This is a genomic window from Bacteroidota bacterium, assembly GCA_020161395.1.
Classification (GTDB): domain Bacteria; phylum Bacteroidota; class Ignavibacteria; order Ignavibacteriales; family Ignavibacteriaceae; genus UTCHB3.
The window spans coordinates 15,154-27,178 of sequence record JAIUOE010000011.1; the positions used below are offsets into that span (position 1 = coordinate 15,154).

Annotated in this window: 8 protein-coding genes; 3 read left to right on the top strand and 5 right to left on the bottom strand. The window is 41.2% G+C overall.

Annotated features, from left to right (window positions below):
- Positions 1-33: 33 nt before the first annotated feature.
- Both sthA and LCH52_14395 read left to right on the top strand, forming a co-directional pair.
- Entirely contained in the window at positions 34-1,407 is a 1,374-nt protein-coding gene (gene sthA / locus LCH52_14390; protein ID MCA0389676.1) for a Si-specific NAD(P)(+) transhydrogenase, read from the top strand.
- Positions 1,408-1,504: 97 nt separating this feature from the next.
- Positions 1,505-4,516, top strand: a complete 3,012-nt coding sequence (locus tag LCH52_14395) for a hypothetical protein (GenBank protein MCA0389677.1) — start codon at positions 1,505-1,507, stop codon at positions 4,514-4,516.
- 24 nt (positions 4,517-4,540) lie between these two features.
- Here the strand turns inward: LCH52_14395 and LCH52_14400 are convergent, their stop codons facing one another.
- Positions 4,541-6,757, bottom strand: coding sequence for a VIT and VWA domain-containing protein (locus LCH52_14400; GenBank protein ID MCA0389678.1), 2,217 nt, complete (start codon positions 6,755-6,757; stop codon positions 4,541-4,543).
- Complete coding sequence (locus tag LCH52_14405; GenBank protein ID MCA0389679.1) at positions 6,754-7,863, bottom strand: VWA domain-containing protein; 1,110 nt, start codon at positions 7,861-7,863, stop codon at positions 6,754-6,756. Before LCH52_14405 ends, LCH52_14400 begins: the two co-directional genes overlap by 4 nt.
- 189 nt (positions 7,864-8,052) lie before the next feature.
- Here LCH52_14405 and LCH52_14410 point away from each other — a divergent pair, with 189 nt between their 5' ends.
- Entirely contained in the window at positions 8,053-10,032 is a 1,980-nt protein-coding gene (locus LCH52_14410; GenBank protein MCA0389680.1) for a 1-deoxy-D-xylulose-5-phosphate synthase, read from the top strand.
- Between the two features lie 62 nt (positions 10,033-10,094).
- On the opposite strand, the gene LCH52_14415 is transcribed toward LCH52_14410, so the two are convergent.
- The 3 genes from LCH52_14415 to LCH52_14425 all read right to left on the bottom strand — a co-directional run bounded on the left by LCH52_14415 (position 10,095) and on the right by LCH52_14425 (position 12,024).
- The gene (locus LCH52_14415; protein MCA0389681.1) at positions 10,095-10,469 is read right to left on the bottom strand and encodes a cyclic nucleotide-binding domain-containing protein; all 375 of its coding nucleotides are present in this window, start codon (positions 10,467-10,469) and stop codon (positions 10,095-10,097) included.
- A 10-nt stretch (positions 10,470-10,479) separates the two neighbouring features.
- Positions 10,480-11,581, bottom strand: a protein-coding gene (gene prfB, locus LCH52_14420; protein ID MCA0389682.1) for a peptide chain release factor 2 whose coding sequence is annotated in 2 segments (ribosomal slippage) — positions 10,480-11,511 and positions 11,513-11,581 — 1,101 coding nt in all. Because the reading frame shifts where the segments join, the coding sequence is not laid out codon by codon here.
- Positions 11,582-11,706: 125 nt separating this feature from the next.
- Positions 11,707-12,024 (bottom strand): hypothetical protein, encoded by a 318-nt coding sequence (locus LCH52_14425; protein MCA0389683.1) that lies wholly within the window; start codon positions 12,022-12,024, stop codon positions 11,707-11,709.
- Position 12,025 lies beyond the last annotated feature (1 nt).

Here is a 12,025-nt window from a genome sequence, read left to right on the forward strand (position 1 = left end):
ATACAGAAATTTTCATTAGCAGACGAAACGCAAATGCCCCCAAAATTCGACTTTGATTGTATTGTAATTGGCAGTGGTCCCGGAGGAGAAGGTGCCGCTATGAAACTCGTGAAAGCGGGAAAAAGGGTCGCCATGGTCGATTCTTTTCCAAGAGTCGGCGGCAGTTGTACTCATACAGGTACAATTCCCAGCAAAAGTTTGAGACAGGAAATTCAAAGAATTGCTGAAATCGGAAGAACCGCCGGAATCACCTATCAGGAGGTCTTGAGGAATACTCAACGGGTTGTCGATCAGCAGGTTGATCTCCGATACGGTTTCTACAGACGGAATTATGTCGATGTAATAAACGGCTGGGCTAAATTTGCAGACGAACACACACTTGATATCGAACTTGGCAATGGCGGATTCGAACGCTACACCGCAGAATATTTTATTGTTGCAACCGGTTCCAGACCTTATCACCCGGATGATGTGGATTTTTCTCATCCAAGAGTCCTTGACAGCGACACAATACTCACTACGCCTCTGAATTTTCGCTCAATTGCGATTTACGGAGCCGGGGTCATTGGGTGTGAATATGCTTCCATTTTTAGGGGGCTTTCCATTAAAGTAAATCTTATCAATACAAGAGACCGGTTACTTACATTTTTGGATGATGAAATAAGTGACGCTCTATCCTATCACCTGAGGGAAAATGGTGTACTCATCAGGAACAAGGAAGAGTATGTAAAAGTTGTACCTGAAGACGATTCCGTTTCCATACATCTTGAATCCAACAAAGTAATAAATTCTGATGTATTGCTTTGGGCACAGGGCAGGACAGGTAACTCACACGCACTCGAGGTCAACAAACTGGGCATAGAAACTGATTCGAGAGGATCTATTGTTATCAATGATAAACACCAGACCGTCCACCCCCATATTTATGCTGTTGGTGATATTTGTGGCTACCCTTCCCTTGCAAGTGCCGCATACGATCAGGGGCGGTTCGCAGCAACTCATATTATTGAAGGAAAATGCGAAAACCAGTTACTGAATTTTATACCTACGGGAATCTACACAATACCTGAAATCAGTTCGATCGGAAAAACTGAAAGAGAACTCACCCGGGACAAGGTACCCTATGAAGTGGGACATTCATTTTTCAGACACCTTGCCCGTGCTCAGATAACCGGACACAAAACAGGAATGCTTAAGATCCTGTTTCACCGCGAAACTCTTGAAATCCTTGGAATTCACTGTTTTGGCACAAACGCAAGCGAGATTATTCATATCGGACAGGCAATCATGGTCCAAAAAGGAGAAGCTAACTCACTTATGTACTTTATTAACACGACCTTTAATTATCCAACTATGGCAGAAGCTTACAGAGTTGCCGCCCTTAACGGTCTTAACCGGGTAAGATAATTTGATCCATCTGCGTACTCTCCTCTTTCTTGTTCTGACTTCCACAATCCTGGTTCCCCAGCAATTTGAGATGCATAAATATGGTATCCGAGATGGATTGAGCATTGAATTAACAAAATCAGTTACTCAGGATACTTTCGGGTTTATCTGGGCTGCAACTGATGAAGGATTAAGCAGATTCGATGGATACACTTTTAAATCGTTTAATTCAATCCCGGAAATGGCATTTTCGAAACAAATTTTAAGAAGAAAAAACGGAAATCTGCTGGCGGTCTCAGATCTTGGTATCTTTGAAATTACGCCAAGACTCGATTCTGCAATTATTAAAATGATATCCAAAGGCTCAAGAGAATTTAGCCGCTCCACTATATGGTATCCTAAAAGCATATTTGAGGCAAAGGATGGTACCATTTTTGCCGGTGAACAAGGATCGATCATACGAATTAAAGACGGCAGGCTGAAAAAATATCCTCTCGACAAGGCAGATTTCTCGTACAACTTCCTGCGGGCTCACCACTTCTTTGAAACCGAAACTGGTGAATTGTTCATTGTTACATATAATGGTGGAATTTTCCACTTTGACTTCACCAATGACAGACTCATCCCCGCCGGCAGACTGAATAACACAAGTAACATAGCCGCCGTAAAATATCTTGACAATCTAAAGTTTTTAGCTGGTAATAATCTGGGTGTAACCGAAGTAAAACTCGTTCACGGAAAAAATAATGAATTCAAAATTGCCTCTTCAAAAAAATATTTCCCCGAACTGAATATCTCAAGTTTTCTCTTTAAGGACGGCTTTGTTTTAGCCGGAACATGGGACAGGGGTGTTTATTCATTTAAAGCTGATAAAGAGATCTCCGATCTGCAGCACCTTGAGGAAGTCGGCGAAATTAAAATAAACAGCGTCTTTCTGGCGAAGGATAATGATATCTGGTTGTGCTCGGAGAGTGGTCTCATCCTGCTTAATTACAGGCTTTTCAATCCTGTGCTACCGTCCGTGATAAAGCAATATATTCAGGATATAATTACAATAAAGGACAACAAAACTTTCGTTTCAGACGGAAACACACTTTACAGAATAGATTTAAATGGTTCTTCCATCTCTTACAAGACTGTTTTAACCGTTCCTGATAATGTTATCATAAGCATCTGCAGATTTAAAGAGGGAGTACTTGCTTCTCTTTCAAACGGTGAACTCGTTTATCTGAATGACAACGGCACCCGAACCCCGGTGAGGATTGAGAGAAAAGGTAAATTCTTTAAATATCTCTCCTATGGATCTTCTGATGATTTGTGGATGATTGAAGAAGGCGCAAGAGAGATAATAAATTTGAAATCCGATCTTTCGGTAAAACGATACGATGTTTCCCATTGCCCGATCGAAGCTTACAGCATAATTTATTCCAACGCAAAAAATGAAATTTTTGCTGCCGGAACTGCAGCAAAGATCGAGCTGATAAAACTTGATCCGAAGAAAGAAATGTTTGAACCGGTGAAAATTTCATCGGATTTGTCAGTGAATGGTGAAATTACAGTAAATGACATGGATTTTGATCGTGCGAACAATCCCGTTCTTGCTACCACAAAAGGTGTCTTCGTTATTGCGGGTGGAAAGGCCACTCTTCTTGATCCTTCTTTTAAAGGTGTGAATGTGCGATCGCTCTCGATTGATAATGTCAATTTAAACTATTGGATCGGTACTTCAGACGGACTCTACCGTTTTGACGGACAGAGTATTTCGCATTTTGATGTTATCTCAGGCTTGCCAAGTAAAACCATCGGAAGCAGAACTCTCACAATAGACCCTTCAGGAAATATTTGGGTTGGAACCGCAGAGGGTGTAGCACTCATGCGTGGTGTCTTCAAAATTGATATCTCTGACCCTGCCAAACTAATCCTTGCCAACAAGAAAAGCGGGTTGAGTTATTCTCTCTACGACAACTCAATCGAAATTCCTGAAGGAGAAAACTGGTTTATTAAGGTTCTGAATTTCACTTATCCAACAAGATCAATACTGTATCAATACAGATTTTCAGAAAAAGAAGAGTGGACAAACCTTTCAGATGGAAATATAATCCCTTTGGAGGGAATTGGCTCCGGAAGCTTCAAAATTGAGGTCAGAACCCGTCAGCACGGCAACCATTCCTGGAGTGATATCAGTTCACTGGAATTTACAATTGTGCCACACTGGTATAAAAGATGGTGGGCAATTCTCTTATGGGTTATTCTTGTGACCGTTGCTGTCTATACAATAGCCAGAATCTATGCAAGAAACCTGCAAAGGGAAAACCTGCTGCTTGAAAAAACCGTTAGTGAGAGAACCGCAGAACTCTCGAGTAAAAATTCCGAGCTTGAGAAAAGCCAGAATGAAGTCGTTACAAAAAACAAAGCGCTTGAAGTTTTGTTAACTGACTTACGGAATATAAATGCAACAAAAGATAAAATGTTCTCCATCATCTCACACGATTTGAAGAATCCTTTTACTACAATCATGGGATTCTCTGAAATTTTAAAAGATGACCTTGATGACATGACAAATGTGGAAGTTAAGGATTTTGTCACAAGAATATACAGTACCTCGAAGCGAACATATGAACTTCTTGAAAACCTGCTTGGCTGGAGCAGAGCACAATCCGGCAGCCTTTCGATCACTAAATCAAATATTTTGCTCCTGCCGATTGTCAAAAAGGTCGTTGATTTGGCGACAGATACAGCTTTCGACAAGCAGCTTTCGATCCGGACTGAACTTCAACCCGATCTGATGGTTAATGCAGACCCGAACGCACTTGAGACAATTTTGAGAAATTTACTTGTAAATGCCATTAAATTCTCAATTCCCGGGAAGGAAATAGTGATTTCTGCTCTTACCGGGGGTCCAAGTGTGAAAATTAGCGTGATTGATCAGGGAGTGGGCATGAATGAGGACACATTAAATAAACTTTTCAGAAACGATCTTCATTACACCACGAGCGGAACTCAACAGGAACGGGGAACAGGTTTGGGTCTTATTCTCTGTAAGGAATTAGTGGAAAAACACGGTGGGAACATCTCCGTAAAAAGCAAACCGGCAGAAGGAAGCACATTCTCTTTCACTCTGCCGGTTTAGCCTTGGGATCAGGTTATCTGTGTATTAGTTTATAACTTCTATTATTTCACCTTTATAAGCAAATCTTACATTCCTGCCGAGCGACAGCACCTGAGCTGCTTCTTTGTCTGAGAATGCAAGTTCAAAATATTCACTCGACTCAAATTTGATTTTCTTCAATTTCATGTTCCCCTGTTTTTCGAGCTTCGAGTCAATCCAGATACCATTATTTTCATAGAAAGCTCTGCCTGCTGCATCTGTGAGATTTATGGTTTGGTATTGTCCCGATTTGTTATCCTTGTCGACATTCCGCTTTTCCCAATCACGGTGGTTCACCTGGTCAGCACCAGAGTAATCCCGTATGGTCTCACTGGCTGTCGTACTCCCCTTCCCTTCCTTGTTTTTCATCCCGTCGAATTCTTCTTTGAAGACCTGCGGATTTGCCTCGGGGAATCCTCCTGCATCTTTCAAATTGGGTGCAAGCGGGGGTCGCGGAGTACCTGTAAGTTGTTCATCTTCGAGAATTAAATATGCTGTGTAGGGTGTTATCAGACCATATTTCTTCGCGAGATAAACAACCTCATCGATCATTTCTTTCGATTCACCGTTCAGCCTGATCAAGTCCAGCAAATGACCCACCCGCCTCATTGACCAGATAACCGGAATAAATGTATAGGAATCATCATCGGAAATGGTTACATCCCTTTCAAACTTAACCTCTTTACCGTTCCGTTTTCCTTTGATAATTATTTTGCCGGAACCTCCTTCTTCGATCAGTCCCGCCAGTGTCAGCACACCACCTTTGAAAATATCTATCTTTGTATTTGGATACGCTTTGCTGAATTTAATGTTACCCGAAGTGCTTACGGTTACATCTGTTAGAATTGGGAATTCAATTTTTTCAAAGAAACTGCTGATATTTACTTCAATTTCACTGTTTGGCGGTGAATAATTTCTTACTCCGCCTGTTTTAAGCGCAATTTTATCGAGCAAATGAATGTTTATATCGTATCCGATACCGAAAGTGAATATTCTTTTACCTGAGATCAGGGAAGAATCGAGACCGGCAACCAGTTTAAGATCGTCCCTTTCACCGATTGTTGGTTTACCATCTGTAATGAAAACCACATAGAACGGACGGTCTTTCTCCCCTTTCTCTCTTAATGCAAGTTTGAGAGCCTCATCGATATTGGTGCCACCCATTGCTTCCATTTTCTTTATTTTTTGCTCGGCAGACTCTTTATTTTTCTTGTCAGCTTTCATAAAGGAGGAAAAGACTTTCTCGGCTTCGGTTCCAAATTTAATGATCTGGAAATTGTCTTTATCTCTTAATCTGTTGATGCAATAAACAAGAGCGGACTGGGCAGCCGTCATTTTTTCACCTGCCATGCTGCCTGAAATGTCCAATACGAAAACGATATCCTTGGGAACATACTCAGCGGGAAATTCAGATTCATCGACTGAAAAATTTAAGAGGAAGAATTTCTCCTTGTCGGAGGAATTGTAAGTCATCAAATCGATGACACTTCCTTTCGGTACTGTATGTATCACAAGGAGATAATCTTTGTCAGGTCTTACATTGATTTCACTGTAGACCGACTTAAAATGGTTATCGTCCAACCGCTCACTTTTGGTTTCGTGCGTAGGTGAATAAATACCGTTGATTTTGTTTTTGTTTTTTATATCAATGGCAACAGACACTTTTTCGAGAGCTTTTGAAGAAAATTTCTCGGTATTCAGAGGATAAAGATATTTGTATGTTCCCCCGTCGTATTCGAGAGTCTGAAAATATTCAATCTCAATTTTTCTCTCCGACCTCGGCTCGATTGGGAAAATTTTCAGCGTATAAATATTCTTGCCCGAATATTCCAGAAGTGCCGGATCCTTACTCTTGGAAACTATTTCCTGATAAAGTTTTTTTGCTTTTTCTGCATCAAGAAGTTCTGCTTTGTACTCTTTCCCGTTTATAAACATTTTGAATCCGGTAATAACCGCACCTTCGGGAATTGGAAAAATATACTGACCTTCAAGCCGCTGATTTAACGGATTGAAAAAGACCTGATCGATCTTTGTTTTGGCTGTAAAACCGTCAATCGTCACTTTTACATCGTGATATTTCACCTCGAGTGGAAACGGGTCTCTCCAGCCCGGATGGGGTCTCGGACTCGGGTATGGCGGATCCGGAATGATAATGAAGCCGTCCGCAAAAATCTGCGGAACGGCTAACATTAAAATAATGAGGAACTTGACTGAGGATTTCATTTTAGTTTCAACTCTGTTTTAATTGACTGGATCAGGGCACTTCCAAAAGTGTTTTTCGAAGCAGGGTCGTCATTTTTTGCAAGGAAATCGTTTCTCATTTTCTCATATTTTTTGATTTCACTTTTTATCTTGTCCCGCTCCTTGTCATACTGGTCAATTTTAGCCTGAATTTCCTTTTCTGATAAATTCTTAAACTCTTCGGGTAAATCAGCTTTGTCAATTTTCTTTAGATCAAATCCTTCGTCTTTGGAAGCATCAACAAGGTCCCATTTCGAGTTGTTGTAAAACTCGGTTGCTTTGGCACCTGCTCTTTGAACGGCAGCACTTGGAGCCGACATCATGGCATTGTTGTCTTCCTGCTCCTGACGCAGTTTTGCTTCCTTGCCTGACTTCGAGAAATAAAGGTAGGTACCGTTTAATTGATTGTTCAGATCAAGAATTGTCTTGTCGTAGGGGGTCGGTTTCTGCTCTGCAGCAAGATTCTGATCGATAAACATAAATGTGCCGTTACCAAGGGTTGAACCGTCACGCCATGATTTGGCTTCGTCGTTATCAGGATTTCCACAATAAATTGTATTTACCTTTATTCCTTTTTCAGCAGCTTTTTTGCAGACATTTTTATAGTCAATTATGCCTTGATTGAAAGGCTCATTACCAGCAATCAGTATTACATTTACGGCATCCTTGTCTCTGTCCCAGTTGATCTTAAGTAATGCCTGCTCTATAACTGCTCCGCAGTATTCAGCACCGCCATTGGTTACAAGCCCAAAAAGGTGCTCGGAGACCTTGTCAAGATCCTGACTGAGTGAATCCACCATTCTTATATAATGCTCTGCGGGCTTCAATCCATCATTACCATATTCGAAGAGTGATATACTTAGATCGAGTTTCGTATCGGGCATATCCTTGCTCAAAGAAGCCATTTCGTTCACTATCCGCCACAATTCCTGTCTCGCCTGGTTTATCAAACCATCCATACTGTTGCTTGTATCCAACAGAATAGCGATGTTTATCTTTTTTGTGTTTTTCTTTTTATCAACAACATTGGGAAGTATCGCTGTTGTTAAAAGGAGAAACATCAAAAATCCACTCATTAACTTTTTCATCTCTTAATCCTTTTTTTGAATCTACTTTCTTATACTATTAATGTGATTTTATGTTCCGGGAAAATCTTAACACTCACTTAAAATCATCCCGCCTCTTTATTTAAGTTTATTTCTTTAAATTTGTTGCTGTCAATTATTTTTTTAATTAATTGGCGCAAACTCAGAATCAAGTAATTTAATGGAGAATAAATGTTCAGCTTAATTCCGAAACAGGAATTTGACCGGGTAAGAGAACTTAACCGGAGTGATTTTAAGGATCTTCAACTGTTTGCAGATATGTGCAGATTAAACACATTCATTATGGTTAAAAAAGCCGGAAGCGGGCACCTGGGGAGCAGTTTTTCGGCAGCTGATATCATTACTTATCTCTACCTTAAAAAACTGAATGTACTTGAGACCGGGTTTGACTCACCCGACAGAGATATTTATTTTTCCTCAAAAGGACACGATGTTCCAGGGTTCTACTCGCTTCTTTACGCTTTGGGTGTTATCCCTGAAGAAAAAGCATTAATGCTTCGTCGCCTCAACGGTCTCGACGGGCACCCCGAAGTGAGGATTACGGGTGTGGAAGCTTCCACCGGTTCCCTGGGCATGGGAATATCCAAGGCAAAGGGGATGGCATGGGCGAAAGCTTACAACGGTTCTGGTGGAAAAGTTTTTGTGCTGACAGGTGATGGTGAATTTCAGGAAGGTCAAATCTATGAATCTCTCCAGTCGACTGCCCACCAAAAAGTGAACAATGTTACTGCGATTATTGATCACAACAAATATCAAACCGATATGCTTGTGAAAGATGTGAACAATATCGAAGATTTGACTGAAAAAATTTCAGCATTCGGCTGGCATGTTGAAAAAATCGACGGTCACGATTTTGCGCAATTAGACCGTACACTGAGGAAACTCGATACAATAAATGATAAGCCCAAACTCATTATTGCTGATACGATCAAAGGGAAGGGTATCTCATTTATGGAATCTCCGGTGCTCGATCCGGCAACAGGCAACTCATTTTATAAATGGCACTCGGGTGCTCCGGACGACGATACCTTCAAGGCAGGTTATAACGAACTCAAAAGCAGAATTGAATTTCAGGCAGCGGAGCTTGGACTCGATCCGATCGATTTGCCGGTAATAAATGTCGACTCCGCCCCTCCTTCCAAAGCAACTAAAGAATTTGTTACCGAAGCCTATGGCGATGCTTTGGTTGAACTCGCAAAAACCAACAAGAAATTTGTGGTGTTGGATGGTGATCTTTCAGCGGATTGTAAACTCAGAAAATTCGAAAATACTTATCCTGACAGGTTTATTGAAAACGGAATTGCTGAGCAGGACATGGTTTCAATGGCAGGTGGGTTAGCCCGTATGGGACTTATTCCTGTTGTAAATACATTCGCAAGTTTCCTCTCTGCGCGAGCTAATGAACAGATTTACAACAACTCCACGGAACACAAAAAGATTATATATACCTGTCACTTTGCAGGAATGATTCCTGCCGGACCGGGAAAATCACATCAGAGTGTTCGTGATATTTCCCTCTTTGGCGCACTTCCCAACGCAACCATTCTACAGCCATGCAACGCACTCGAGACTAAACTCGTTACAGAATATTGCATTAATTCAGAAGATGAAGTAAATGTTATCAGATTGAACATAGGTCCTTCCCCAGAGGTAATAAAGCTCCCTGAAAATTATAAACTGACGATTGGAAGAGGGGTTTCTCTAACCCATGGATCTGATGCCATTATTTTCGCTTATGGTCCTGTTCTGCTGCACGAGGCTTTAGTAGCCGCAGATTATCTTCGTAAAATCGAATTCGGACTGCAGGTTGTTAATATGCCATGGTTGAACAAAGTGGATGTGGAGTGGATTGGAAGTCTGGTTGAAGATCACAACAAAATTTTCGTCCTCGAAGATCACTCCAATTTTGGAGGATTGGGTGACAGATTATTGAACGCTCTCGTTTCGGGACACGACCTCGGCTCGAGAACCTTTATAAAACTCGGACTGGATGATTACCCTGAATGCGGAACACCGCTTGAAGTACTCGAATACCACAAGATGGACGGGAAATCTCTTGCAGAGAGAATCGCAGGAATCAGCAATATTGATGATCTCATCGAACAGAATCCCGAGCTTCAATCAAAATATACTGCTGACGCTCCTCAATAGAGGATAAACACTAAATAATTTCAGAGGCTGCTCTCATTTAAGGGCAGCCTCTTTTAATTTCACTACTCTTGTGAATCTGTATCCAGTTGGTCAGGAGTGATTCCCTTGGCAAGACAATAATACTCTTTTGTAAGCACCTGAAGTCTTTCAGCCAGATTGATCAGCATCTTTTTCACCAGGTCAGGATATTTTTCTATAAGTTTGTCAATAGGCAGATTTAGATTCAGCACGACAGATTCTTCTTCTGCTATGAGCGTAGCAGTTCTTAATCCATTCAGAATAATGCTCATTTCTCCGATAACCATCCCTTTTTCTGAGAATTCAGCAACTTTCACATCTGCTTTAAAAACTCCAATCTTACCATTGATAAGAATAAAAAGTTCTTTGTCGTTTGCACCTTCCCGGGTAATTACTTCTCCGGCTTTGAAGATTTTCATGTTTGTTCCTTTAATTTGCGGAAAATTTTAACAGATACGCTTTAATAAATTTATAAATATCTCCGTCCATCACCCCCTGTGTATCGGAGGTTTCCACATCAGTCCGGTGATCCTTGACCATGTTGTATGGATGAAAAACATATGACCGGATCTGACTTCCCCACTCAATTTTCATTTTACTTTTTTCCAGTTCGTTTTTTGCGGCACTGAGTTTTTCTTTTTCAATCTGATAGAGCTTCGATTTCAAAAGTTTCATCGCTCTCGTCTTGTTCTGGATCTGAGAGCGTTCGCTCTGACAGGCAGCCACAACACCTGTAGGCATATGAGTAATTCTCACAGCCGTCTCAACTTTATTCACATTTTGTCCGCCTTTACCGCCTGATCTGAAGGTGTCGATACGCAAATCAGCGGTATTAATGTCAATCTGGATACTGTCGTCCACTTCAGGAATAACAGAAAGAGCAGCGAACGAAGTGTGTCTCCTCTGGTTTGAATCGAAAGGTGAAATTCTGACCAGCCGGTGAACACCCGCTTCGGCTTTCAGGTAGCCGTATGCGAATTCACCCTCAACCTCAATTTCAGCACTTTTAATTCCTGCTCCGTCACCATCAAGGATATCAACAATTGTTGCTTTCAATCCGCTCAGATCACAGTATCTTAAATACATTCTGAGGAGCATTTCTGCCCAGTCCTGTGCCTCTGTGCCGCCTGCACCCGAATGGACTGTAATGATACAGTTGTTTCCATCTTCTTCACCCGAAAGCATATTTTTGAATTCGAGTTCTTCTATTTTTGCGGAAATTTTTTCGAGTTCCTTACCTATGTCTTCCGAGAGCGATTCATCTTCTGCTTCTGCAGCCATTTCGATAAGTTCACCCACCGAGATCACGCCGGAATTCAATTCGTCCCACAACTCGATCCAGACCGATAGTCTTTTAGCTTCCTGTAGAAGGGCTTGTGCCCTTCTTTGATCATTCCAAAAATCACTTTGTTCGCTGATGAGTTTTATCTCGTCAACACGAGACTGTTTCTCATCTAACTTAAAGATAACTCCGCATGTTATTCACCCGAACAGTCAAATCTTTATGCGTTCTTATCTCATCATCAAACATCAAATACTCCATTCATTTTTATCGACAACTGTCAACCGTAAATTACTTAAAATCTTAAATATTACTGCATTACTGCATTATTGCATTACTGCATTATTGCATTACTGCATTATTGCATTACTGCATTACTGCATTATCTCTATTTCCATTCTCAGAAGTGCTGCCGCAAGGGTTTTTCCCTGCGCATCCAGCTTAAGAGAGATGGTGCCACCTCCACCAAGTGTATTGTGAAGGATAAAATTCAAGGCTCTCAGGTTGGGAAGTTCGTATCTCTCGACCTCTCCAAGACAAACGCCTTCGAAATAGTTCTTTACCCGCTCAACTGTGAGATGATTTTTGATTATTTCGTAACCTTCATCATCGTAGGCAATTATACCAACATTCGCGGCATCACCTTTGTCACCACTTCTGCCATGAGCTATATCTTTTAATCTTATTTTCATT